This is a genomic window from Aeromonas enteropelogenes, from assembly GCF_000819845.1.
Classification (GTDB): Bacteria; Pseudomonadota; Gammaproteobacteria; order Enterobacterales; family Aeromonadaceae; genus Aeromonas; species Aeromonas enteropelogenes.
Genome location: NZ_CDCG01000011.1, coordinates 48,389 through 71,053 on the forward strand (window position 1 = coordinate 48,389; position 22,665 = coordinate 71,053).

At 59.5% G+C, this 22,665-nt stretch carries 24 protein-coding genes and 1 riboswitch; of the genes, 19 read left to right on the forward strand and 5 right to left on the reverse strand.

From position 1 onward, the window contains the following. Nucleotides 1-35 precede the first annotated feature (35 nt). Both fsa and BN1123_RS03680 read left to right on the forward strand, forming a co-directional pair. A complete protein-coding gene (gene fsa, locus BN1123_RS03675; RefSeq protein ID WP_042025429.1) occupies nucleotides 36-689 on the forward strand; it encodes a fructose-6-phosphate aldolase in 654 nt (217 codons plus the stop codon). Between the two features lie 102 nt (nucleotides 690-791). Next, the gene (locus BN1123_RS03680; RefSeq protein ID WP_042025430.1) at nucleotides 792-971 is read left to right on the forward strand and encodes a hypothetical protein; all 180 of its coding nucleotides are present in this window, start codon (nucleotides 792-794) and stop codon (nucleotides 969-971) included. A gap of 15 nt (nucleotides 972-986) precedes the next feature. Here the strand turns inward: BN1123_RS03680 and BN1123_RS03685 are convergent, their stop codons facing one another. Beyond that, a complete protein-coding gene (locus BN1123_RS03685) occupies nucleotides 987-2,186 on the reverse strand; it encodes an HD-GYP domain-containing protein (RefSeq protein ID WP_042025431.1) in 1,200 nt (399 codons plus the stop codon). A 166-nt stretch (nucleotides 2,187-2,352) separates the two neighbouring features. On the opposite strand from BN1123_RS03685, the gene rsuA reads away from it, so the two are divergent. Then, complete coding sequence (gene rsuA, locus BN1123_RS03690; protein ID WP_042025433.1) at nucleotides 2,353-3,045, forward strand: 16S rRNA pseudouridine(516) synthase RsuA; 693 nt, start codon at nucleotides 2,353-2,355, stop codon at nucleotides 3,043-3,045. 24 nt (nucleotides 3,046-3,069) lie between these two features. Here the strand turns inward: rsuA and BN1123_RS03695 are convergent, their stop codons facing one another. Then, complete coding sequence (locus BN1123_RS03695; protein ID WP_042025434.1) at nucleotides 3,070-3,966, reverse strand: DMT family transporter; 897 nt, start codon at nucleotides 3,964-3,966, stop codon at nucleotides 3,070-3,072. Nucleotides 3,967-4,123: 157 nt separating this feature from the next. Between BN1123_RS03695 and BN1123_RS03700 the strand changes: the two genes are divergently transcribed. Next, on the forward strand, nucleotides 4,124-5,761 hold the full coding sequence (locus tag BN1123_RS03700) for a peptide ABC transporter substrate-binding protein (RefSeq protein ID WP_042025435.1): 1,638 nt from the start codon (nucleotides 4,124-4,126) through the stop codon (nucleotides 5,759-5,761). A gap of 10 nt (nucleotides 5,762-5,771) precedes the next feature. Then, nucleotides 5,772-6,314: a phosphodiesterase gene (gene yfcE, locus BN1123_RS03705; RefSeq protein ID WP_026457622.1), complete on the forward strand. Its 543-nt coding sequence runs from the start codon at nucleotides 5,772-5,774 to the stop codon at nucleotides 6,312-6,314. 36 nt (nucleotides 6,315-6,350) lie between these two features. Here yfcE and BN1123_RS03710 read toward each other — a convergent pair whose 3' ends face one another. The 3 genes from BN1123_RS03710 to flgA all read right to left on the reverse strand — a co-directional run bounded on the left by BN1123_RS03710 (nucleotide 6,351) and on the right by flgA (nucleotide 7,860). Further along, nucleotides 6,351-6,767 carry a flagella synthesis protein FlgN gene (locus BN1123_RS03710; protein ID WP_042025436.1) on the reverse strand — a complete coding sequence of 139 codons (417 nt, stop codon included), beginning with the start codon at nucleotides 6,765-6,767 and terminating at the stop codon, nucleotides 6,351-6,353. Beyond that, on the reverse strand, nucleotides 6,764-7,084 hold the full coding sequence (flgM, locus tag BN1123_RS03715) for a flagellar biosynthesis anti-sigma factor FlgM (RefSeq protein WP_042025437.1): 321 nt from the start codon (nucleotides 7,082-7,084) through the stop codon (nucleotides 6,764-6,766). Before flgM ends, BN1123_RS03710 begins: the two co-directional genes overlap by 4 nt. A gap of 92 nt (nucleotides 7,085-7,176) precedes the next feature. Beyond that, nucleotides 7,177-7,860, reverse strand: a complete 684-nt coding sequence (gene flgA, locus BN1123_RS03720; protein WP_082037454.1) for a flagellar basal body P-ring formation chaperone FlgA — start codon at nucleotides 7,858-7,860, stop codon at nucleotides 7,177-7,179. A gap of 143 nt (nucleotides 7,861-8,003) precedes the next feature. On the opposite strand from flgA, the gene BN1123_RS03725 reads away from it, so the two are divergent. From BN1123_RS03725 to mgtE, 14 genes are all read left to right on the forward strand, one after another. Beyond that, complete coding sequence (locus tag BN1123_RS03725) at nucleotides 8,004-8,915, forward strand: chemotaxis protein CheV (RefSeq protein ID WP_042025439.1); 912 nt, start codon at nucleotides 8,004-8,006, stop codon at nucleotides 8,913-8,915. A gap of 18 nt (nucleotides 8,916-8,933) precedes the next feature. Then, entirely contained in the window at nucleotides 8,934-9,758 is an 825-nt protein-coding gene (locus BN1123_RS03730) for a CheR family methyltransferase (RefSeq protein WP_042025440.1), read from the forward strand. Between the two features lie 251 nt (nucleotides 9,759-10,009). After that, complete coding sequence (flgB, locus tag BN1123_RS03735; protein ID WP_026456458.1) at nucleotides 10,010-10,408, forward strand: flagellar basal body rod protein FlgB; 399 nt, start codon at nucleotides 10,010-10,012, stop codon at nucleotides 10,406-10,408. Continuing rightward, complete coding sequence (gene flgC, locus BN1123_RS03740) at nucleotides 10,408-10,827, forward strand: flagellar basal body rod protein FlgC (protein WP_026456459.1); 420 nt, start codon at nucleotides 10,408-10,410, stop codon at nucleotides 10,825-10,827. The genes flgB and flgC overlap by 1 nt, the downstream gene beginning before the upstream one ends. A gap of 15 nt (nucleotides 10,828-10,842) precedes the next feature. Further along, the gene (locus BN1123_RS03745) at nucleotides 10,843-11,589 is read left to right on the forward strand and encodes a flagellar hook assembly protein FlgD (RefSeq protein WP_042025441.1); all 747 of its coding nucleotides are present in this window, start codon (nucleotides 10,843-10,845) and stop codon (nucleotides 11,587-11,589) included. 10 nt (nucleotides 11,590-11,599) lie between these two features. Next, nucleotides 11,600-12,958 carry a flagellar hook protein FlgE gene (gene flgE, locus BN1123_RS03750; protein ID WP_026456461.1) on the forward strand — a complete coding sequence of 453 codons (1,359 nt, stop codon included), beginning with the start codon at nucleotides 11,600-11,602 and terminating at the stop codon, nucleotides 12,956-12,958. A gap of 152 nt (nucleotides 12,959-13,110) precedes the next feature. After that, nucleotides 13,111-13,857, forward strand: coding sequence for a flagellar basal-body rod protein FlgF (gene flgF / locus BN1123_RS03755; RefSeq protein ID WP_026456462.1), 747 nt, complete (start codon nucleotides 13,111-13,113; stop codon nucleotides 13,855-13,857). 14 nt (nucleotides 13,858-13,871) lie between these two features. Continuing rightward, nucleotides 13,872-14,660, forward strand: coding sequence for a flagellar basal-body rod protein FlgG (flgG, locus tag BN1123_RS03760; protein WP_026456463.1), 789 nt, complete (start codon nucleotides 13,872-13,874; stop codon nucleotides 14,658-14,660). A 14-nt stretch (nucleotides 14,661-14,674) separates the two neighbouring features. Next, entirely contained in the window at nucleotides 14,675-15,346 is a 672-nt protein-coding gene (flgH, locus tag BN1123_RS03765) for a flagellar basal body L-ring protein FlgH (RefSeq protein ID WP_026456464.1), read from the forward strand. A gap of 8 nt (nucleotides 15,347-15,354) precedes the next feature. After that, the gene (locus BN1123_RS03770) at nucleotides 15,355-16,452 is read left to right on the forward strand and encodes a flagellar basal body P-ring protein FlgI (RefSeq protein WP_042025443.1); all 1,098 of its coding nucleotides are present in this window, start codon (nucleotides 15,355-15,357) and stop codon (nucleotides 16,450-16,452) included. Nucleotides 16,453-16,495: 43 nt separating this feature from the next. Next, complete coding sequence (flgJ, locus tag BN1123_RS03775) at nucleotides 16,496-17,563, forward strand: flagellar assembly peptidoglycan hydrolase FlgJ (protein WP_042025444.1); 1,068 nt, start codon at nucleotides 16,496-16,498, stop codon at nucleotides 17,561-17,563. Between the two features lie 3 nt (nucleotides 17,564-17,566). Further along, the gene (locus tag BN1123_RS03780; RefSeq protein WP_042025445.1) at nucleotides 17,567-19,570 is read left to right on the forward strand and encodes a FlgK family flagellar hook-associated protein; all 2,004 of its coding nucleotides are present in this window, start codon (nucleotides 17,567-17,569) and stop codon (nucleotides 19,568-19,570) included. A 4-nt stretch (nucleotides 19,571-19,574) separates the two neighbouring features. Continuing rightward, entirely contained in the window at nucleotides 19,575-20,783 is a 1,209-nt protein-coding gene (flgL, locus tag BN1123_RS03785; RefSeq protein WP_042025446.1) for a flagellar hook-associated protein FlgL, read from the forward strand. Nucleotides 20,784-20,957: 174 nt separating this feature from the next. Then, nucleotides 20,958-21,127: riboswitch (M-box (ykoK) riboswitch) on the forward strand. A 123-nt stretch (nucleotides 21,128-21,250) separates the two neighbouring features. After that, complete coding sequence (gene mgtE, locus BN1123_RS03790) at nucleotides 21,251-22,600, forward strand: magnesium transporter (protein ID WP_042025447.1); 1,350 nt, start codon at nucleotides 21,251-21,253, stop codon at nucleotides 22,598-22,600. The last annotated feature ends 65 nt before the right edge of the window (nucleotides 22,601-22,665 follow it).

The following is a 22,665-nucleotide window of genomic DNA, read 5'->3' on the forward strand; positions in this document are numbered from 1 at the left end:
GGCAGATTGAACACCCCAACCTAAAGGAGTCAGAGATGGAGTTGTATCTCGATACTGCCGATGTGGCCGCGGTGCGCCGCTGGTCACGGATCCTGCCGCTGGCTGGCGTCACCACCAATCCTTCCATCACCGCTGCTGGTGGTATGCCGCTGCCCGAGTTGCTGCCCGCTCTGCGCGAGGTGCTGGGGCCCAAGGGGCGACTGTTTGCCCAGGTGATGGCCAAGAGCGAGACCGAGATGGTGCGCGAGGCGTTTGCGCTGCGGGAGCTGGATCGGGATCTGGTGGTCAAGATCCCGGTTTGCGAAGAGGGGGTGGCAGCCATCAAGACCCTGACAGCCAATGGGGTACCGACCCTGGGGACTGCCGTCTATACCCCGCTGCAGGGTTGGCTGGCGGCGGTGGCCGGGGCCGAGTACGTGGCGCCCTATGTCAACCGGCTGGATGCCCAGGGGGGCGATGGCATCGCCACCGTGCAGGAGCTGCAGCAACTGCTGGCGCTGCACGCACCCAAGAGCAAGGTGCTGGCGGCTTCCTTCCGCACCCCGCGCCAGGCCCTCGACTGCCTGCTGGCGGGTTGCCAGTCCATCACTCTGCCGCTCGATGTGGCGGAACAACTGCTGAGAGTGCCAGCGGTGGATGCGGCGCTGGTCAAATTTGATCAGGATTGGCAGCGCGCCTTCGGCCGCTGAATCGAAAAGGAGTGACGGGGGAGGGTACGTGTCGCCGGCCGACTAGACTGGAAGAAGGTGGCCAATCTGGATGGCCACCATCGGGTTTGTCGGAGGTATACCATGAGCGATCATCTGCTTCTCCCCCATGGCGAGGATTTGCGCCGGGCGGTACGCTGGCTCAGCGAGCATCACGAATACGATATCGCCGCGATTGAAGAGGTCAGCTTGCGCTTTGATCTCTCGCCGCTGGATGAGGAGTTTCTGGTCCAGCACTGGCTCGGCAGCCAGCGCCAGTCCTGACAAGCCGGGGGAACGTCAGAAGAAGTTGGCGAGGTTGATGCCGTACTCTTTCGGATCGACTGTGCTTTCGATGCTCTCCTGCACGTTGCTTTTGGCCAGATCCAGCCACTGTACCTCGAGGTAGTGACGCTGGGTGGCATGATAGATCACCTTGACCACCGGCTTGAGCGGCTGCTGTTCGTTGCGCTGCATCACGATGGCCAGCCGCTGGTTCGAGAGCATGACCAGGGTACCCACCGGATAGACCCCCATGCATTTGATGAACTTGGTGACCAGCTCGGCATCAAAGTGCTGGTTGATCCCCTTGAGCAGGATGCGAAACGCCTGGGTCGGCTGCATGCCGGTTTTATAAACCCGATCAGCGGTAATGGCATCGTACACATCGACGATGCAGCTCATGCGGGTATGGAGGGAGAGTTGATCTCCCTTCAGCTTGCGGGGATAGCCGCTGCCATCGAGCCGCTCATGGTGATTGGCGGCCACCTCCAGCATGGTGGCCGTGATGCCCTTGGTATTTTTCAGGATGCCGTAGCTGTGCACCACGTGCTGGCGCATGATGGCGAACTCTTCGTCGGTCAATTTCCCCGGTTTGTGCAGCACCTCGTCCGGGGTCATGATCTTGCCCACGTCGTGCAGCAGCCCCCCCAGGGTCAACTCCTTCAAAACGCTGCGCTCCAGCCCCAGATAGCGGCCGAAGTTGGCCAGCAGGATGGCCACGTTCATGGAGTGTTCCATCAGGTAGGCATCCTTGGCCCGGATGCGAGCCAGGCAGAGCATGGCATCACCGTGAGTGAACATGGTGTCTACCATCTCCTCGGCCACTTCGGCGAGGGGGGTGATGTCGATGGGTTCGCCTGCCTTGAGATGGCGGATGAACTTGCCCTGCAGTTCGCGGGCCTCCTGATAGAGGCGACGGATCTTCAGCTCCCGTCCTTCACCGCTGCCGCGAAGATGGCGCTCGCCGTGGGCGGTACTGGTGCCGGGATCCGGTGCAGCAAGAGCGTCGCTGTCGGCACTGCCCAGTTTGCTGCGGGCCAGATCGATACGCACCGTCAGTACCCCCAGCCGGATCAGATGGTCGATTTGGGCCTGGTTGCTCACCAGTCCCATCTGGGCAATCTCCATCCCGCCTGTCTGACTGGCGATGGCGATGACATACATGCCGGGTTTGAGTTTGTTGACGGGGATGACGGGATAGGATGCTTGAGACTTCATGGTGCTTCCTGACTTTTATTATTATGGGGTCGTGCCAATGAACCGCACCGTTGCAGTGTACCATCGGATAATGGCTTCGTCACAATTGCGCGCGCCTTAACTGTGGCGTTGTCGCCCCTGCCCGATATAATGACGCCCCTTTCGTTGTTGGACTCCGAGGTTGTGAATGCGGCTTGATAAATTTATTTGCGATTGTTCCGATTTGACCCGCTCGCTCGCGGGCAAACTGATCCGCCAGGGAGAGGTGATGGTGGACGGGATTGTGGTCAAGCAGCCTGCCTTCCACATCAATGAAGAGAGCCAGATTGAGTTCGACGGTGTCACCCTGACCCTGGATCGGCGCAACCGCTACTTCATGCTGCACAAGCCGGAAGGCTATGTCTGCTCCAACGACGATCCGGATCACCCGACCGTGTTCTTCCTGATGGATGAACCCGCCATGGGCAAGCTGCACGTGGTGGGTCGCCTTGACCTCGATACTACAGGCCTGGTGCTGGTGACCGACGATGGTCAATGGTCCCATCGCATCACCTCGCCGCGCCACGAGTGTGCCAAGACCTATCACGTCTGGTTGGCCGATCCGGTGAGCCCGGATGCCATCGCGCTGTTTGCCGAAGGGGTGTTGCTGCGCAGCGAGACCGAGAAAACCCGCCCTGCCCAGCTGGAAATTCTGGGTGAGTGCGAGGCACGTCTGACCATCCACGAAGGCAAGTACCATCAGGTGAAGCGGATGTTTGCCGCCATCGGCAACAAGGTGGTCGGCTTGCACCGGGAGCGAGTTGGCGGCCTGCAACTGGATGACGACCTGGCTCCCGGTGAATACCGTGAATTGACCGCCGACGAGATCGCCCTGTTCTGATCTCGCCGCGTCAAGTCTCGGGCGTCAGAGCGTACTGACGCCCAGCACCAGCGCCGTGCCCAAGGTGGCCAGCAGGGCGCCGCCCCAGGCAGCCGCAGAGGGGCGTTCCCCCGAGTGCCACCAGAGCAGCGGCAACAGGATGACAGGGGTGGTGGAGGAGAGAATGGCGACCATGCCGACCTCTCCTTCACGCAATGCCACCAGGATCAAGGTCATCCCGAGGGCCATCGCCAGAAAGCCGTTGACGGCGATCATGCCGAGGATCCGCGGCGTGACGGGTTTGAGGGGCATGGCCAGGGGCAGGCGCACCAGCCGCAGGGCGCAGTGGGCCAGCAGAGCGCTGCCCATCCTGATCCCGGAGGCACTCACGGCGTCCACCTCGCCACTCATCATCACCGGCTTGGCAATGATGGCCCCCACGCTCTGGCAGAGGGCGGCAGTCAGGCCAAGGCCAATGCCCACGGCCAGGCTGCCGCGGATCTGCTCCCATGCGCTGCTCGAACGTCGCCCGAACAGAATCGCCAGCATCACCCCGCTAAATACCAGCAAGGCCCCCAGCAGTCGCCAGCCGGTGAGCTGCTCGTTGAACAGCCACAGGCCAAGCAGGGCGGAGAAGAGCGCATGGCAGGAGAACAGCAGACCGCTGCGTCTGGGGCCCAGCCGGTTCATGCAGGCGAACAGGGCGGTATCCCCGATGAAGATGCCGACCAGCCCGGAGAGCGCCAGCAAGGGGAGGGTGGAGGTCGACAGCGTCTGCCAGCCACCGGTGAACAGACTCATGGTGCCGAGCATCAAGGTGACCAGGAACATGCGCCAGCGGCTGTAGGCAAATGCCCCCAGATGGCGGGCCGGTGTGACCGAAATCAGGGCGGCCACGGCCCACAAACTGGCCGAAGCGAGAGCCAGCCATTCATACCCCATAAAAAACTCCTGAAAAAATTAACCCGAAAGACTCCATCTCTCGGGCAAGCCCGATACAATACGGGGCGTTTTCGGGGATAACAAGGGCGGCATCAGGCATTCATCAGGCGCGCCGTCGGCCTTCCCCCCTGCAGGTGGTTTATTCGAGGTTGTTGTAATGCGGTATGGTCTTTCCCCCGGGCTGGCACGACGCTGGCTCTCTCCCTTCCTGATTGGTGTGTTGAGCGGACCGCTGGCACACGCTACCCCGGTTGAGCAGCAGCCTCAGCTTTCCGACAGGCAGACCCTGGTCAAGGGCAATGGCGCCGAACCCGAATCACTCGACCCTGCCCAGGTGCGCTCCGGCTTTCCCGGCGAAGTGGTGCTGGTGGATTTGTTCGAGGGGCTGGTCAATGAAGATGGCCAGGGCAGGATAGTGCCCGCCCAGGCCCAGCGCTGGGAGACCAGTGACGATGGTCTGGTGTGGCGCTTCTTCCTGCGCCCTCAGCTCAAGTGGTCCAACGGCGAGCCGCTGGTCGCCCGGGATTTTGTCTACGCCTGGCGGCGGTTGCTGGATCCGGCACAAGGTTCCCCTTCCGCGGGCCTTCTGCTGGCAACCGGCATCAACAATGCCCAGTCCATTTACGCCGGGGCGCTTGAGCCCGACATGCTGGGGGTGGAGGCCGAGAGCGATCAGATCCTCAAGGTGACGCTGGAACGTCCCGTACCCTACTTCCTGCAGCTCATCAGCCAGCGCCCCTTCGTGCCGGTCAACGAGAAGGCCATCGCCAGCTTTGGCAAGCAGTGGACCCAGCCCGGCAAGCTGGTCAGTAACGGCGCCTACAAGCTCGAGAGCTGGGTACCCAACGAACGGCTCGAGGCGCAGCGCAATCCCCACTATTGGGATGATGCCCATACCCGCATCCAGCGGGTGACCTATTTGCCGCTCGCCTCCCAGCATGCGGAGCGGCTGCGCTACGAAGCGGGGGAGATCCAGCTCACCAACAAGGTGGCGCTGGAGTATTACCAGAAGATCAAGCAGGCTACCCCCGAGCGGATCTGGGGTCTGCCGCTGCTGGGTACTTATCTCTATACCTTCAACCTGCGTCGCCCTGAGCTGCAGGATGTACGGGTGCGCCAGGCGCTCTCGATGGCCATCGACCGCACTCTGTTGACCGACAAGGTGAGCGGCCAGGGCGAGCCGCCTGCCTGGTCTCTGCTACCCCAGATGCCGGGGTATGACGCCCTGCATCCGGCGCAGGCGTCACAGGATCTGCCGAGCCGGCTGGCCAAAGCCGCCGAGCTGCTGGCCGAGGCCGGTTACAGCCGCGCCCGTCCCCTCAAACTGACCCTGACCTATAACACCTCGGAAAACCACAAGAAGCTGGCCCTGGCGGTCGCCGCCATGTGGAAGCCGCTGGGGGTGGAAGTGACGCTCAACAACATGGAGTGGGCGGCCTATCAGGTGGCAAAGGACAGCGGCGACTTCATGGTGGCGCGCTCCTTCCTGTTCGGTGATTACGTGGAGCCTTCCGCCATGCTCAACAGCTTCCGCTGCCAGGACGTGCGCAACGAGAGCGGTTACTGCAATCCCGACTTTGACCTCTTGCTGGAGCAGGCGGCCAACACCCTGGATGCGTCGAGCCGGCGCGCGCTCTATCAGCATGCCGAACAGTTGCTGGTCGACGAGGTGCCCGTCATTCCCGTCTACCACTACAATCAGATGCGTCTGGTCGATCCCGCCTTGCGCGGATTGCCGAGCCAGAATCTGAAGGGGGCGATTGCCACCAAGGATCTCTATTTCAGCCCGCAGTGAGGAGCATTTCATGAAACTTGCCATTATTTCCGACATCCACGGCAGTATCATCGCCCTGGAGCGGGTGCTGACCCAGCTCGAGCCCTGGCAGCCGGATCACTATCTGCTGCTGGGTGATCTGCTCAACCATGGGCCGCGCAATCCGGTACCGGAAGGGTATAACCCGGCCGCAGTCGCCGATCGACTCAACGGCCTGGCACCGCAGATCCTGGCCGTCAGAGGTAACTGTGATTCGGAAGTGGATCAGATGCTGCTGCGTTTTCCCATTACCGCCCCCTACAACCAGTTGCTGGTCGATGAGCGGCGCTGGTTTGTCAGCCACGGTCATCTCTATCATCCCGATGACATCGCCTTGCCGGCGGGCAGTCTGTTTCTGAGCGGCCATACCCATGTGCCCGTGCTGGAGTGGCAGGGGGAGCGCATCTTGATGAATCCGGGGTCTATCTGTTTTCCGCGCGGCGACTTGCCGGCCAGCTATGGCCGTTATGACGCTGGCGTACTGACGGTCAACGCCTGTACGGACGGAAGGGAATTGCTGAGACTGGTGCTCTAGCCGAGCGGGAGAAATGCAAAAGGCCTGATGGGGAGATCAGGCCTTGATGCCGTAGGAGCGGGTCCCGGAGCGGGTATTGCCCTTGGCGTCATAGGTGAGGCTGTTGCGATCACGCAGCTGGCTCAAGAAGCCGGCGAGGCGGCGATTCGATACGATGCTGAGTTCGAGCAGGCGACCATTGATGTCATTCTGGCTCTGGCAGGCATCCAGTTTTTCCCGCAGCTGTACCATCTGGTCTGGATAGGCAGCCAGCTGCTGCGCCAGATCAGGCAACGCTGCCAGGGTCTTGTCCAGCGCCTCGATGGCGCTCAACAGCTGCTGTTTGCGCTCGCTCAGCTCAGGCAGGGCCAGTGCCTGGTGCTGTTTGAGCAGGTTGAACTCCTCTTCCAGAATGCCTTGCATCCGGGTGAGGTAGTCATCCTGAGTGTGCAGTAACGAAGGCAGGTCCATCATCCCAGCATTTTATCCAGGTTGGTTTCGAAGCTGAACATCTTGCGGGCAACCGCTTCGTTGTTGATTTGGTATTCGCCACTGGCAACGGCCTTTTTCAGGCGTTCGACTTTGCTCTCATTGCCGGTCGAGGCGGCATTGAGGTTTTGTTGCATCTTTTGCAATTGCTGGGCCTCGTTGGTCAGGGAGACAGAATCCTGTCTGACCGCCGTGGACTTGCTGTCGGGGGAAGAGGCAACCGATTTGCTGCCTGTTCCCTGGCTGTTACCGGTATTTTGCAACCGATTGTTCGCCAAGTTGTTGATATTGTTGATGGCCATTTTGATTACCTTCGTCTGCTTTAAGGTTCGCTTACCTGTTTATCGGTACGCTAGGTCAGAACTTTAGAAAAAAGTTGTCGACGATCCGGATATTAGAAAGTGACCGTGACGGCACCCACTGCGCTGACCTTTCCCTGCACGGTTTTACCGGAGCGAATGTTGACGAGCCTGATGATCTCTCCGAAGCTGCCATCTTGCAAGGCTCGGGCCATTGTTTTGATTTCAAAGTGGTTATTTTCTGCGGTCAGGGTGACCTGATCCCCTTTGCACACCACGCAGACCTGGCTTAACCGGACGGGTTGCCCCGGCTTGAGTTCCCGCTTGCTTCGCACCCCTATGAGGGCCGTGGTGTCACTGAGGTAGTCGCCCCGGATCAGGGTCTGATCCAGATAGGCCAGTACCAGCTGGCTTTCGGTCAGCAGATCCCCCTTTGCGACCGGGTTGGTGACGGTGACATAGGGTTTCTGGATGCTCACCCGCACAGGCAAATAGACATCCCAGGGTTTGTCTTCCTCGCACTTCATGTAAACTGTTGTATTACGGCGAATTTCCATTTTTGCCGGGAGGGTGATGGTCAGGCTGTCTTCACAACGGGTCAGCGGTAGACGCTCATCCAGAGTCGCTGCAGTGACCTCCGCCCTGGCATCAAGCGGCACAGCCAGTTGCTCGTAGACGAATTCTTGCGCTCTTTCTTGCAGGTAGTCCGTGACGTCCGATGCGTAGCTGGAGGAGATGCTGCCGAAAAAAAGGCTGATGAGTAAAAGTCGATTAATCATTTTCGCTCGTTGGTCGATAAGTTATCCACGCATATCACCAAATTAACTATGATTGCTTCAGGATTTGTTCGTTTCTACATCGATAGTCTGACGCAATCCATTACGCATGCATGAACAGTGCCAAGCGTTTTTAGGGAGTGTTTATGGCCAGTATTCTGGACTCGGTCAACCAACGCACCCAGCTAGTGGGGCAAAACCGGCTGGAGTTGTTGTTGTTTCGTCTCAATGGTCGTCAAAGATTTGGCATCAACGTATTCAAAGTACGTGAAGTGCTGCAGTGTCCCCCTCTGACCGTGATGCCCAAATTGAATTCCTGCATTCGCGGGGTCGCCCATATTCGTGGCCAGACCATTTCGGTCATCGACCTGAGCATGGCGATGGGCAAACGTCCCATCGAAGATCTGAGCAAGTGTTTCATCATCATTTCCGAATACAACCGCTCCATTCAGGGGTTTCTGGTGCACTCGGTCGAGCGCATCATCAACATGAACTGGGAGTCCATTCTGCCGCCCCCCAAAGGTGCGGGTCGTATCAACTACATGACGGCCGTCACCGAGGTGGATGGGGAGCTGGTCGAGATACTGGATGTAGAGCGCATCCTGAACGAGATCTCCCCTGTCTCAACTGAAGTGAGCCAAGAGTTGGTGGAAGCGAGCGTTGAACACCCGACACTGGGTCGTCCCGTGCTGGTAGCCGATGATTCCTCTGTTGCTCGCAAGCAGGTGCAGCGTGCGCTGCAGGCTATCGGAGTGGAGTGCGTGCTGGCCAAAGATGGTCGGGATGCACTGAACATGTTGCTGGAGATGGCCAAAAATGGCCCGATCAAGGATCAGATTGCACTGGTCATTTCGGATATAGAGATGCCGGAAATGGATGGTTATACCTTCACGGCTGAAATCCGGAATAATCCCAACCTCAAGGATTTGCATGTTATTCTGCATACATCCCTCAGCGGAGTATTCAACCAGGCAATGGTGCAGAAAGTCGGTGCGAACAATTTTATTGCCAAGTTCCAGCCCGATGAATTGGCCAAGGCCGTACAAAATGCACTCTGATAAAAGAAGAACAGCTGCATGAAGACACTTTCGGACGACTTATACAAACAGTTCAGCAATTTTCTGGCGATACAGAGCGGGATTGTGCTGGGCGATAACAAACAGTATCTGGTGAAGAGCCGTCTTTCACCCTTGATGGCTCAGTTTGGCATTGAGAGTCTGTCTGATCTGGTTACCCGTGCAATGAGTGTGCGAGAGCGTGACCTGAAAATGGCGGTAGTGGATGCCATGACCACCAACGAAACCCTCTGGTTTCGCGATACCTACCCCTTTCAGCTGTTGACCGACAAGATCTTTCCCGAACTGGGCAAGAGTGGCCGCCCTGTTAAAATCTGGTCTGCGGCCTCTTCATCCGGACAGGAACCCTACTCGATAGCCATGACGGCGCTGGAGCAGCAGATGAAAAAGCCGGGCACCCTGCCGGGTGGCGTCCAGATCGTGGGAACGGATATTTCGACCACTATGCTTAACCAGTGCAAGGAAGGGGTGTATGACAGCCTGGCGCTGGCACGCGGCCTCTCTCCCGAGCGCAAGAAGATGTTTTTCGAGCCTTGTGGCGACAACAAGATGCGGGTGGTCGAGCGAGTCAGAAAATTGACCACCTTCAGACCGCTCAACCTGCTGGAGAGCTACAGCCTGCTCGGCAAATTTGACATTATTTTCTGCCGCAACGTACTCATCTACTTTGCGCCGGAAGTGAAGTCGAAGATCCTTAACCAGTTTGCCACCAGCCTTAACCCGGGTGGTTACCTGATGCTGGGGGCTTCTGAGTCGCTGGCAGGGCTGACCGACCGGTTCGAGATGATCCGCTGCAATCCGGGGATTGTCTACAAGGTCAAATAAGCCTTGGGGCCACGCCATCCAAGGGTTTGCGGGATCCTCTCGCACCATATGAATCATCAATGAGGGAAGCGACAGCTTCCCTCATTTTTTTATCTGACTGTACCTGTCTGCGTTTGATCGTGACTGACAGTATGCCAGCCTCTTTGAGCGACCCACCGCCAAGTCGGGGATTGCCTGTCTGGGTATTCTATTGATATGAAGCTTTTCTGGCATAGCTCTTGCTAAGAAATACTCCAAGCAGGAGGTGTGCTATGGCTATTTCATTCGACAAGGCATTCGGGGTTCACCAATACACCCTGAGCGTGCGTGCCAAACGGGCAGAAGTGCTGTCCAGCAACATTGCCAACGCGGATACCCCGGGTTTCAAGGCCAGGGATCTCAATTTCGCTCAAGCGTTGCAGGAAGCCCAGCATCAACAGGGGTTTGGATTGGCGACCACCAGTGAAAAGCACTTTGCTCTGAATATGGATGCGCCGGGAACCGTGCAGTACCGCAACCCGCTGCAACCTGATACCGGTGATGGCAACACGGTGGATGTCCAGCAGGAGCGCAGCGAGTTTTTGCGAAATAGCCTTGAGTATCAAACTTCCCTCGAATTCATGAATGGCAAGATCAGTGGCCTGCTCAAGGCCCTGAAAGGAGATCAGTGATGAGTTTGTTCAAGGTCTTTGACATAGCAGGCTCGGCCATGAGTGCCCAGTCGGTACGACTCAACACTGTGGCCAGCAATATGGCCAACGCAGACAGCGTCAGTTCGAGTGTGGAGGCAACTTACCATGCCAGGCGGCCAATTTTTGCCGCCCAGCTTGACCAGGCCATGTCGGATAAACAAGGGTCAGTCGGCGTTGAGGTGAAGGGGATAGTTGAGAGCAAGGCTCCCCTGCTCAAAGAGTACAACCCCAACCATCCCATGGCGGACAAAGACGGCTTCATCTTCAAGCCCAACGTCAACATGGTGGAAGAGATGGCTGACATGATCAACGCCTCGCGCAGTTACCAGACCAACGTTCAGGTTGCAGACTCGGCCAAGAAGATGCTGCAGCAGACCCTGAACCTGGGCAAATCTTGATAGGAGTGCTGCCACATGGTTGATATCACCAATACGCTGGGCGGGGTTAGTAAGACAAGCCAGACTGCGAGCTCCACCTCGACCCCGAAAAAAGAGCTGGATCAGGCGTCATTCCTGAAATTGCTCACCATGCAGCTCTCTTACCAGGACCCGTTCAAGCCGGTGGATAACGCCCAGACGCTGTCGCAGATGACCTCCATGTCGACGTCGGATGCCATCAACCAGTTGTCGACCCAGATGGGGAGCCTCAACGACCTGATGACCTCCAGCCAGGCATTGCAGGCGTCGTCACTGGTGGGGCAGAGCGTCCTTATTCCCTCGGATACCGGTTATCTCGATACAGATGGCCAGGTTTCCGGTGTGGCGGCAGTCGGCGGGCAAAAGCTTTCCAACCTCAAGATCACGGTCGAGGATGAAAAGGGTCAGGTCATCAAGGACTTCGTCATCAATGGTGAGCAGCAGGGCAACGTGCCGTTCACCTGGGATGGTACCGACAAGGATGGCAAGCCTGCTCCAGCCGGCAAATACAAGTTCAAAGTCAGTGGTACCGATGCCAGTGGCAAATCAGAGAGCATACCTGCACTGACTTACGGCCAGGTAGAGAGTGTGACCCTGGGGAGCTCGGCTTCTCCCACCCGGGTTCAGCTCCAAGGGCTTGGGTCCATCCTGCTGACGGATATCCTGGAGATCTCCGGCACCAAGAGCAAACCTGAAACAACCCCCACGCAACCAACTACACCTAATTCCTCAGCAGTGATTTAAGGAGCTGAACATGTCATTTAACAACGCTTTAAGTGGTGTCAACGCGGCACAGAAAGACCTTAACGTCACCGCTAACAACATCGCCAACGTCAACACTACCGGCTTCAAGGAATCACGTGCCGAGTTTGCTGACGTCTATGCCAACTCCATCTTCGTCAACGCCAAGACCCAGGTCGGCAACGGTGTGGCAACAGGTGCGGTGGCGCAGCAGTTCCACCAGGGGGCGCTGCAGTTCACCAACAACTCGCTGGACCTGGCCATCCAGGGCAACGGTTTCTTCGTGACCTCTGACGGGCTGACCAACCTGGATCGCACCTACACTCGTGCCGGGGCTTTCAAGCTCAACGAAAACAGCTACATGGTCAATAACCAGGGCCACTATCTGCAAGGCTACGAGATCAATGATGACGGCACCCCCAAGGCGGTGAGCATCAATGCGACCAAGCCGATCCAGATCCCGGATCGGGCCGGTGAGCCGGTTCAGACCAGCAAGATAGAAGCGAGCTTCAACCTGCCTTCAACCGCGACCCCGCTGCCGGCGGGTAATGCTGCCGCGGATGCCTCGACCTTTGATCCGAAAGATTCGAAAACCTACTCCTCTTCGACTTCAGTCGTGGTTTACGACTCGCTGGGTGAACCCCATACCATCACCCAGTACTTCATCAAGGAGGCCGATCCGGCCGATCTGACCAAACCGGCCGATCCCACCTCCTGGCGCATGTATCTGTATGAAGGGGACAAGCCCATCGATATCGTGGGGGGGACTGCCCCGACCATGGCCACCGGCCTGAACCAGGCGCCACAGGGGGCCAAGATCCAGTTTGGGGCCGATGGCAAGATGATCACCCCGACCAGCCCTGCCGTCATCACGACCGAAGCGCTGGGGGCCGGTGGTGCCGGCATCATTACCAACGGCGCCGATCCGACCCAGCAGGTGGAGATCAAGCTGGGCACCGTCACTCAGTATGCCTCTCCGTTCGAAGTCAACAAGTTGACACAGGATGGTTCCACCGTCGGTCGCTTGACCAAGGTCGAAATCACCCCGGATGGCATCGTTTCCGCCACCTACAGCAACGCAACTACGGTCAAGGTCGCCATGGTGGCCATGGCCAAGTTTGCCAACTCCCAGGGGCTGACCCAGGTGGGGGACACCTCCTGGCGCGAATCCCTGCTCTCTGGCGCCGCTCTGCCCGGTACGCCCAACTCGGGTACTTTCGGTAGCATCAAGTCGTCGGCACTGGAGCAGTCCAACGTCGACCTGACCAACGAGCTGGTGGACCTCATCACGGCGCAGCGCAACTTCCAGGCCAACTCCCGTTCGCTGGAAGTCAACAGCTCACTGCAGCAGACCATATTGCAGATCCGCTGATCTCTCTGATAGCGAGGCGCCTTTAGGCGCCTCGCGCTTTTCTGTCCCGCCTTCGACTATCCGCAAATCACCCCGTCACCGAGCCAAATTTACGCTGTTGGCATCCAAATTGCAGTTATCCCCTCAGAGTCATCTGTTTGACGGAGGATCCCATGGATCACCTGCTTTACATCGCCATGTCCGGGGCCAAGGAGAACATGAACAGTTTGGCTGTTCGTGGCAACAACCTGGCCAACGCCAACACCATCGGCTTCAAGTCTGATTTTGAGCAGGCCAGAAGCATGCAGGCGTTTGGCGAAGGCTTGCCGTCACGGGTATTTGCCATGACGGAGCGGCCGGGTCAGAACCTGCAACACGGCATGCTGATGACGACCGGGCGGGATCTGGACGTGGCCGTGGATGGCCCGGGCTGGATTGCGGTACAGGACCCCAAGGGGGGAGAGGCTTTTACCCGCATGGGTAACCTCCAGGTGAGTGCCACGGGCAATCTGCAGACTTCGACCGGGCTCAACGTCGTGGATGACGGTGGCCGCCCCATCGTGCTGCCGATGCCAATGGAAAAGATCGAAATCAACCGGGATGGCACCATCAGTGGCCGTCCCGAAGGGGCCGCAGCCAACCTGCCGGAGGATTTCCAGCGGATCAAGCTGGTCAACCCGGCCGCCGATGCGGTGGAGAAAGGGCAGGATGGCCTGTTTCGCCGCAAGGATGGCCAGAACGAGGCGGCCTCCGCCAATGTCGGCCTGATTGCCGGCTCCCTCGAGGGGAGCAACGTCAATGTGGTTGACGAGATGACCAACCTGATCCGGCTGCAACGTCAGTTCGAAACCCAGGTCAAAATCATGAAGACGGCCGAGGAAAATGACGAGGCCCAAACCCAGCTGCTGCGTATCAGCTAATCAAGGAGTTTTACATGAATCCTGCACTCTGGATCAGCAAGACCGGGTTGGATGCCCAGCAGACCAACATCTCGGTCACCTCGAACAACCTGGCGAACGCCAGCACCGTCGGCTTCAAGAAGTCGCGGGCCATCTTCGAGGATTTGCTCTATCAAAACATCAACCAGCCAGGTGGCCGCTCCTCGGCGGATACCGAGCTGCCCTCCGGCTTGATGCTGGGGGCCGGTGCCAAGGTGGTGGCGACCCAGAAGAACCACAGCCAGGGCAACGTCCAGACCACCGACAACTCGCTGGACCTGATGATCAGCGGCCGCGGCTATTTCGAAATCCAGCTGCCGGATGGTAGCGCCGCCTATACCCGCAATGGCCAGTTCACCCTGAACGATGAGGGGACCATAGTGACCCCGGGCAACGGTTATCCCCTGCAGCCCGAAATCCAGATCCCGCAGGATGCCCAGAGCGTCACCGTGGGGGAGGATGGCCAGGTCTCGGTCCAGCTCAAGGGCGATGGTGCTTCCCAGGTGGTGGGCCAGATCAATATCTCGGATTTCGTCAACCCCACCGGCTTGCAGCCGATGGGGGAGAACATGTTTGTCGAGACCCAGTCCAGCGGCGCGGCCATTCAGGGCACTGCCGGGGCTGACGGGATCGGGGTGATCAAACAGGGCATGCTGGAGACCTCCAACGTCAACGTGACCGAGGAGCTGGTCAATCTCATCCAGGCACAGCGTGTCTACGAGATGAACTCCAAGGTGCTCTCCGCCGTCGATTCCATGACGTCCTTCCTGATCCAGCGAACCTAATTAGGAGGTCCAGAATGAAAGCAGTATGGATGCTGGGATTACTGGTGCTGGGGGGCTGCTCGTCCACGCCCTATACACCCAGACCGGATGACCCCGAGTTTTCTCCCGTCTACGGGGAGTCGGAGCCGGTATCGGTCAAACCCACCGGAGCCATTTTTCAACCGGATCAGGTCAATGGCATCTATTCGGACATCAAGGCGCACAAGGTGGGTGACATCATCACCATCGAGCTCGCCGAATCGACCTCGGCGTCCAAGAAGGCCAACACCCAGAGTGGCAAGGACAACAAGTTCAACCTGGATACCGTCACCCTGGGTGGCGTGCCGGTGACGGCCAGCCCCTACGATCTCTCCGCCAACATCGGCCAGAACAGCGCCTTCAAGGGGCAGGCCAAGGCGGATCAGAGCAACAGTCTGCAAGGCAACATCTCGGTCAGCGTGGCCAAGGTACTGCCCAATGGCAACCTGCTGGTGCGCGGTGAGAAGTGGATCATGCTCAACAACGGCAACGAATATATCCGCATCACGGGTCTCATTCGTCCCGAGGATGTCTCCTCGGAGAACAGCGTCTCCTCCCAGAAGGTGGCGAATGCCCGCATCTATTACGGCGGCACCGGTGATCTGGCCAATAGCCAGGAGCAGGGATGGCTCACCAGCTTTTTCAATGGTCCCTGGTGGCCGCTCTAGGAGATGTTATGAAGTCACTGCGTCTTGTGGCCCTGCTCTGCTGCCTGTTGCCCCTGGGGGCGGCCCACGCCGCCCGCATCAAGGACATCAGCTCGGTGGAAGGGGTGCGTAGCAACCAGCTGATCGGCTATGGCCTGGTGGTGGGCCTGCCCGGTACCGGCGAGAAGAACAACGCCTTCACCGAGCAGACCTTCCGTACCATGCTGAACAACTTCGGCATCAAGGTACCGGACAACATCAAGCCCAAGATCAAGGACGTGGCGCCGGTGGCCATCCATGCCGATCTGCCCCCCTTCTCCAAGCCGGGGCAGACCATAGACGTGACCGTTTCCGCCATCGGCGAGGCCAAGAGTCTGCGTGGTGGCACCCTGCTGCAGAGCTTCCTCAAGGGGCTGGATGGCCGGGTTTATGCGGTCGCCCAGGGCAGCCTGGTGGTTGGCGGTCTGGGGGCCGAGGGGGCCGATGGTTCCAAGGTGGTGATCAACACCCCGACCGTGGGACGTATCGCCAATGGCGCCACTGTGGAGCGGGAGGTACCGAACTCCTTCAGCCAGGGGGATACCATCACCTTCAACCTCAATCGCCCGGACTTCACTACCGCCCGCCGTCTGGCGGACGTGGTCAACGATCTGGTCGGCCCCAACACGGCCCAGGCCCTCGATGCGACCTCAGTGCAGGTCTATGCGCCGCGGGATCCGGGCCAGCGCGTCTCCTATCTCGCCACCATCGAGAACCTGGAGGTGGATCCGGCCAACGAGGCGGCCAAGATCATCGTCAACTCCCGCACCGGTACCATCGTCATCGGCAGCGAGGTACGCCTCAAGCCGGCCGCCGTCAGCCATGGCGGCCTGACGGTCACCATCGCGGAAAACCAGCAGGTGTCCCAGCCCAATCCGCTCTCCGGCGGCCAGACGGCGGTCACCAACAACTCCACCATCAATGTGCAGCAGGCCGAGGGACGCATGTTCAAGCTGGATACCGGCGCGACCCTCGACGATCTGGTGCGGGCCGTGAATCAGGTCGGGGTGGCCCCCGGCGATTTGATGGCGATCCTCGAGGCGCTGCAGCAGGCGGGTGCCATCGAGGGCCAACTGGTCATATTGTAACAAGCGGCAAGGGGTTGCCGTGGGCGGCAATGAGGTATGAGAAATGGCAGAATTTGACAGCAACAGCGGCATGAATCTCGGGGTCGTACAGGATATCCAGAACCTGGATCGCCTGCGCCAGATGAGCCAGAGCGAGAGCAAGGAGGGGAAAGCAGAAGCGCTGCAGGCCGCCTCCCGTCAGTTCGAGTCCATCTTTACCCAGATGCTGTTCAAGGGGATGCGCCAGGCCAACCAGGTGCTGACCCAGGACAACCCGATGAGCAGCAGCTATACCCAGTTTTATGAGGGGATGCTCGACGAGCAGCGGGTTGCCGACATGTCCAGCAAGGGGGGCCTGGGGTTGGCCAACATGGTGGCCAAACAGCTTTCGCCCGAGACCTTCACCCACAGCGATGGCCGCATCCTCAAGATGCCCCAGCGCACCGAGCGGGTCTACAAGCCCTATCAGCCGCCTACCGCTGCCGCCAACGATTTGATTGAAGCCTCAAAAGTTGGCAAAGATTTTGCTGAAAAGGAGATGGCGCAAGAGAAACGTGACCTTGCCGCGCCGCGCCGGACTCACCGCACCGTGCCCCCGATGGGCCCTAGACACAGTGCTGGCGCGACTGCGCAGGATGGCAGCCAGGGTTTTGACACGCCGCAGGAGTTCGTCAACCGCCTGATGCCGCTGGCCAAGAAGGCGGCCGACAAGCTGGGCCTGAGCCCGGCGGTGCTGGTGGCCCAGGCCGCCCTCGAGAGTGGCTGGGGCAAGCGGGTGATCCGGGATGGCGAAGGCCAGATAACCCACAACCTGTTCGGCATCAAGGCCGATCCGCGCTGGCAGGGGCCGAAAACCGTGGTCAGCACGCTGGAGTATGAACAGGGAGTGGCCTCGCGCCAGAAGGCCGCCTTCCGTTCTTACGAATCGTTTGAAGAGAGCTTCAACGACTACGTGGATTTCCTCACCTCGGGCACCCGCTACAAGGGGGCGCTGGCCAAGGTGGACAGTCCGGACCGCTACTTTGAAGCCTTGCAGCAGGCGGGATATGCCACGGATCCCCACTATGCCAGGAAACTGAAACAGGTATTGCGCAGCGATGCCATTGCCCAATACAACGAAAGGGAGCTGTAACGTATGGCAAGCGATCTGCTTGGAATTGGTACCTCGGGCGTGCTGGCACAGCAACGCCTGCTGCAGACCACCAGCAACAACATAGTCAACCTCAACAGCCAGGGCTATGTGCGCGAACGGACGCTGGTTTATACCAATTCCATCGGATTGGGCACGGGGGACATGGTGACCGAGCGGGTCATCAACAGTTACGCCCAGGGGGAAATGCGCCGTGACACCTCGGCCTATCACGCCTCCGCCACCCGCTTTGAACAGCTCTCCACCGTCGACGGCCTGCTCGGGGATACCAGCAACAGCGTCGGTACGGCCATTACCTCCTATTTCAAGGCGTTTCACACCGCCAACGAATCCCCAGCCGAGATTGGCGGGCGCAAGACCACCATGACCGAACTCGGCAATCTGGTGAACCGCTTCCACACCCTCTCCGGTCAGTTCGACACCCAGATGGATACCATCAACAAGCGTATCGAGGACGAGACCAAGCAGGTCAACAGCCTGCTCAACAGCATCAATGACCTCAACCAGGCCATCTTGCGCACCCAGGGCTCCCCCGAAGAGAACCTGATGCTGTTCGATCAGCGGGACGAGGCCATTCGTAAGCTCTCCGAGAAGATGGACATCCGTACCGTGCCCCAGGCCAATGGCAGCATGCTGGTCAACCTCAGCACCGGTCATTCGCTGGTGCTCGACGGCGGCGTGGCCCAGTTCCAGACGGTGGCCGGCGATCCGGACTCCCGCTCCCTGGAGCTCAAGCTGACCATGGGCAAGAATGAGGCCGATATCGACCACACCATCTTTGGCGGCGCCCTGGGCGGTCTGTTTGCCGCCCGCGACGATCTGGAACCGACCCAGCGTGAGTTGGGCCAGTTGGCCATTGCCATGGCCGATGCCATGAACCGCCAGAACCACCTCGGCATGGATCTGGACAACGAGATCGGCGGCGACATCTTCTCCCTGCCCAGCAGCAAGGGGTTGCCCTACAGCGACAACGCCGGTACGGCGGGGGCCACGGTCAACTTCGTGCCCGGCAAGGGGGGAGAGGTGACCACCTTCGATTACGAGATCCAGTTCAGCAGTGCGACCGGATACGAGGTTTTCTCCCTGGACAAGGACGGCAACCGTACCTCCATCACCACGGGCACAACACCGCCGACGACTTTCGAGATCCCGGGCCATGGTCTCTCGGTGGATCTCACCGGGGCGCCTGCCGCCGGCGACAAGCTGCTGCTGCAACCCACCAAACATGCCGCGGCCGGGGTGGAGCAACTGATCACCCGGCCCGAAGATCTGGCCCTGGCGTCGCCCCTCAAGGGGGACAAGGACAGCAACAACTTTGGCAGTGCCGAGATCAAGCTGAACGGCATTTTCAACACCGGTACCGGTTCGAGCTTCGGCGCCAACAGCCTGGATCCGGCCGCGCCCCAGGTCATCAAGATCGACAGTGCCGGCAACTACGAAGTCTACGCAAAAGACGGTACCACCCTGATCGGGGTAGCCCCCGCCTCCAGCAAGGGGCAGAACCTGATGGGGGCCATCGTCAACCCCTTCCCGGCGGGCACGCCTGTCTACAGCGATCCCAAGCAGACGCCGGGCTATGAGTTCAGCATCACTGGAACGGTCGAGCCTAAGGACAGCTTCACCATCAGCTACAACGAGGATGGCTTTGCCGACAACAGCAACGGCTTGGCGCTGGCGGAGCTGCAGAACAAGGATTTGGTGCGCAAGAGCAGCAGCGGCAATACCAGCAACGACAAGATGACTTTCAACGAAGCCTATTCCGGCTTGGTGATGGGGGTGGGGAACAACACCAGCCAGGCGCGCACCCAGCTCAAGGCCAACGAGGCCAAGCTTATCCAGAGTTCCGGCATCTACGAAAGCGTGTCAGGGGTCAACCTGGAGGAGGAGGCGGCCAACCTGATCCGCTTCCAGCAATCCTATGCCGCCTCGGCCCAGGTGGTCAGCACGGCCAAGACCATCTTCGACACCCTGCTCTCTTCCGTGAGGTAAGTTCATGCGTATCACCACCAACATGATTTACAACCGCAGCCTCAGCTCACTGAACAACGCCAACGAGCGGATCGCCAACGCCTATGAGCAGTTGCAGACCGGCAACAAGTTCAAGACGGCGGGGGAGGATCCCTCCGGCATGAGCCAGAAGATGGCCCTCACCAAGGAGATCGACCTGTTCAAGCAGTACGGCATCAACGGCAGTCTGCTGGAGAACAGCCTGGGTCACGAGGAGACGGTGCTGAGCTCCATCAACACCGCCATGATGAGCGCCCAGACCCTGATCCAGAAGGCCAACAACTCGGCGGTCAGCTTCGATGACCGCAAGGCCATCGCCAGCGAGCTGGAAGGGCTGCAACAGCAGATCTTCGACCTGATGAACAGCAAGAACTCCCAGGGGGAGTACATCTTCGGGGGCAACCAGAGCAAGAACCAGCCCTTCATCAAGGATGCGAGCGGCAACTATGTGTTTCAGGGGGATACGGGCCAGCGCAACATCCAGGTCTCGCCCACCGTCGAGATCGCGGCCAACGACTCGGGCCAGGGGCTGTTCCAGATCGTGGCCACCCGCCGGACCGCCAGCGCCACTACCGGCAACCTCAAGGTGGAGATCGCCGATCAGGGCAACTTCGACAGCTTCTACCGCAACAACTACGACTCTTCCCTGGCCAGCAACAAGTACACCATCACTACCACGGCGGGTACCCCGGATACCTACGAGATCCTGGATGCTGGAGGCAACCCGGTGCAGTCGGGGGATTATGTGGCGGGCAACAAGATCCCCTTCAACGGGATGGAGCTGACCCTGGATCTGCCGGCTGGCGGTGCCGCCCAGGAGCTGGTGCTGGATCCGCCGCAAAACGACAATATCCTGAACGGCATGTCGAACTTCATCAACGACCTGCGCGATCCTTCCATCACCCCGGAGAACTTCCAGCTGTCGGTGGCCGATGCGAGCGTGCACATGAACAACGCCCGCTTCAACATGGATCGCGGGCTGGGGGATCTCGGCAGCCGGATGAACAGCCTGGAGCAGGTGATGAACTCCAACGAGGGGCTCAGCACCCTCAATACCGAGGCGCGAGCCAAGGTCTCGGAAGCGGATCTCTACGATGTGATCTCGACTCTGGCCAAGGAGGACGCCGCCCTGAGCGCCTCCCAGCTCTCGTTCAGCAAGATAAGCCGCTTGACCCTGTTCGACTACATCCGCTGATGCATTCGATGATAAAAGGCCCTTCGGGGCCTTTTATCATCCCGCCTCACACCCAATCCGCCGGTAATTGTAACAAGCTGTTGCGTATGGCTATTTTTGCCGCGCCCTGGGTTGACCCCTCTGGCCGATTGCCTGATGATGCCGCCCGCACAACAGGGGTTGTGCGTATTATTTGCAGCATCTCGTTAGGCGAGGCTCCTGTATAAACACAGGCCACTGATCTCACGACGTCCAGAGACGCCCAAGATCAGGACAGTTTTCATCGGATTAAGGTGTCAACCCAAGTGGCTTCCGGCATGCCGGATACGTTATGCAGTGCTAAAGCTGGTACGTGGGGATGATGGCACGCCGAACGGCGTCATTTCCTGCCTATTACTCGTCAATCAAATTGCTGTTTTCTTGTCGTCGCATCCGGCGCCCTGCCGGATGTGTTCAGGCTTGCCTGAAATCACATGAGGATATCTGTGATGAAGAAAACACACACCCTTCTCAATCGTCATCAACTGCTCGATCTGGCGGCCCTGCAGGGCTGGCTGGCGCACAATCTGGATCCGGTCCAGCGCGCCGATCAACTGCTGACCCTGAAGGCCGAAGAGCTCAACTGTGTCTTTGACACCCTGCCGGTCACGCAAGGGGGCGCCCTGCTGGGGGCGCTGCCGGCGGAGAGTGCCGGCAACCTGCTGCTGAGGTTGCATGGCAGCATCGTCAGCGTGCTGCAGGAGGCTATTCCCCGCCGGGAGATGGTGACCATATTGCGCAAACTGGGTCGCAAGGATCGCCCCCGCCTGCTCGAGCGTTTTCCGGCGCAGGCCAGGGAGATGTACGAGGCCCTGCTGGATTGGCCCACCGAATCGGTAGGGGCCAACATGCGCCAGGAGTATCTGGCGGTGCGGGAAGCCGACTCTGCAGGCCGGGCCCGGCAACTGCTCCACGATGCCTGGGACAACGCCAGGCTGTTTCGCCAAATCTACGTCGTCAACGGGGAGGGCAAACTCCTGGGGAGCATCTCCCTCAAGGCGCTGTTGATCGCCGATCCCCAGGCGAGCGTGGCGACCCTGATGGACAGGGAAGCGGTGCGGATCAATGCCCGCGCGGATCAGGAGCTGGCGGCGCGCCTGCTGATCGACCGTGACCTCCAGGTATTGCCGGTGGAGGATAGAGGGCGCCTGGTGGGGATCTTTCACCTCGACGATGCCGCCGACATTCTGGAGCGCGAATCCACCGAGGATGCCGAGATGCAGGGGGGATCATCGCCCCTCGATACCTCCTATCTGCAGGCGACCCCCTGGCAGCTGTGGCGCAAGCGAGTAGGTTGGCTGCTGGTCCTGTTCGTAGCCGAAGCTTACACCGGCACTGTGTTGCGGGCGTTTGAAGAGCAGTTGGAGGCGGTCATCGCCCTGGCTTTCTTCATTCCGCTGCTCATCGGCACCGGTGGCAACAGTGGCACCCAGATCACCACCACGATCGTGCGTGCCATGGCGGTGGGGGAGGTGAGCCTGCGCAATCTGGGCTCGGTGCTGAGAAAGGAGCTATCTACCGGCGTGCTGATTTCCCTGGCCATCGCGCTGGCCGCCTGGGTGCGGGCCTGGAGCCTGGGGGTTGGGCCCGAGATTGGACTGGTAGTGACCCTGACCATCATCGCCATCGTGCTGTGGAGCGCCACCGTCGCTTCGGTGATCCCCATGGTGCTGCGTCGCTTTAGGATTGATCCGGCCGTGGTGTCGGCGCCCTTCATCGCCACCCTGGTCGATGGTACCGGTCTCATCATCTACTTCGAAATTGCCAAGCTCTTGTTGCCGCAACTGCAGGGGGTGTAAGCAAGAAGCCCGTCAGCAAAAAGGCAGCCAGTGGCTGCCTTTTTGCTTTGCTGTGAGTGACCGGT

Excerpts from the sequence above, each read along its gene's own strand:
- fsa (WP_042025429.1), top strand. The coding sequence starts at position 36 with ATGGAGTTGTATCTCGATACTGCCGATGTGGCCGCGGTGCGCCGCTGG.
- BN1123_RS03680 (WP_042025430.1), top strand. The coding sequence starts at position 792 with ATGAGCGATCATCTGCTTCTCCCCCATGGCGAGGATTTGCGCCGGGCG.
- BN1123_RS03685 (WP_042025431.1), bottom strand. The coding sequence starts at position 2,186 with ATGAAGTCTCAAGCATCCTATCCCGTCATCCCCGTCAACAAACTCAAA.
- rsuA (WP_042025433.1), top strand. The coding sequence starts at position 2,353 with ATGCGGCTTGATAAATTTATTTGCGATTGTTCCGATTTGACCCGCTCG.
- BN1123_RS03695 (WP_042025434.1), bottom strand. The coding sequence starts at position 3,966 with ATGGGGTATGAATGGCTGGCTCTCGCTTCGGCCAGTTTGTGGGCCGTG.
- BN1123_RS03700 (WP_042025435.1), top strand. The coding sequence starts at position 4,124 with ATGCGGTATGGTCTTTCCCCCGGGCTGGCACGACGCTGGCTCTCTCCC.
- yfcE (WP_026457622.1), top strand. The coding sequence starts at position 5,772 with ATGAAACTTGCCATTATTTCCGACATCCACGGCAGTATCATCGCCCTG.
- BN1123_RS03710 (WP_042025436.1), bottom strand. The coding sequence starts at position 6,767 with ATGATGGACCTGCCTTCGTTACTGCACACTCAGGATGACTACCTCACC.
- flgM (WP_042025437.1), bottom strand. The coding sequence starts at position 7,084 with ATGGCCATCAACAATATCAACAACTTGGCGAACAATCGGTTGCAAAAT.
- flgA (WP_082037454.1), bottom strand. The coding sequence starts at position 7,860 with ATGATTAATCGACTTTTACTCATCAGCCTTTTTTTCGGCAGCATCTCC.
- BN1123_RS03725 (WP_042025439.1), top strand. The coding sequence starts at position 8,004 with ATGGCCAGTATTCTGGACTCGGTCAACCAACGCACCCAGCTAGTGGGG.
- BN1123_RS03730 (WP_042025440.1), top strand. The coding sequence starts at position 8,934 with ATGAAGACACTTTCGGACGACTTATACAAACAGTTCAGCAATTTTCTG.
- flgB (WP_026456458.1), top strand. The coding sequence starts at position 10,010 with ATGGCTATTTCATTCGACAAGGCATTCGGGGTTCACCAATACACCCTG.
- flgC (WP_026456459.1), top strand. The coding sequence starts at position 10,408 with ATGAGTTTGTTCAAGGTCTTTGACATAGCAGGCTCGGCCATGAGTGCC.
- BN1123_RS03745 (WP_042025441.1), top strand. The coding sequence starts at position 10,843 with ATGGTTGATATCACCAATACGCTGGGCGGGGTTAGTAAGACAAGCCAG.
- flgE (WP_026456461.1), top strand. The coding sequence starts at position 11,600 with ATGTCATTTAACAACGCTTTAAGTGGTGTCAACGCGGCACAGAAAGAC.
- flgF (WP_026456462.1), top strand. The coding sequence starts at position 13,111 with ATGGATCACCTGCTTTACATCGCCATGTCCGGGGCCAAGGAGAACATG.
- flgG (WP_026456463.1), top strand. The coding sequence starts at position 13,872 with ATGAATCCTGCACTCTGGATCAGCAAGACCGGGTTGGATGCCCAGCAG.
- flgH (WP_026456464.1), top strand. The coding sequence starts at position 14,675 with ATGAAAGCAGTATGGATGCTGGGATTACTGGTGCTGGGGGGCTGCTCG.
- BN1123_RS03770 (WP_042025443.1), top strand. The coding sequence starts at position 15,355 with ATGAAGTCACTGCGTCTTGTGGCCCTGCTCTGCTGCCTGTTGCCCCTG.
- flgJ (WP_042025444.1), top strand. The coding sequence starts at position 16,496 with ATGGCAGAATTTGACAGCAACAGCGGCATGAATCTCGGGGTCGTACAG.
- BN1123_RS03780 (WP_042025445.1), top strand. The coding sequence starts at position 17,567 with ATGGCAAGCGATCTGCTTGGAATTGGTACCTCGGGCGTGCTGGCACAG.
- flgL (WP_042025446.1), top strand. The coding sequence starts at position 19,575 with ATGCGTATCACCACCAACATGATTTACAACCGCAGCCTCAGCTCACTG.
- mgtE (WP_042025447.1), top strand. The coding sequence starts at position 21,251 with ATGAAGAAAACACACACCCTTCTCAATCGTCATCAACTGCTCGATCTG.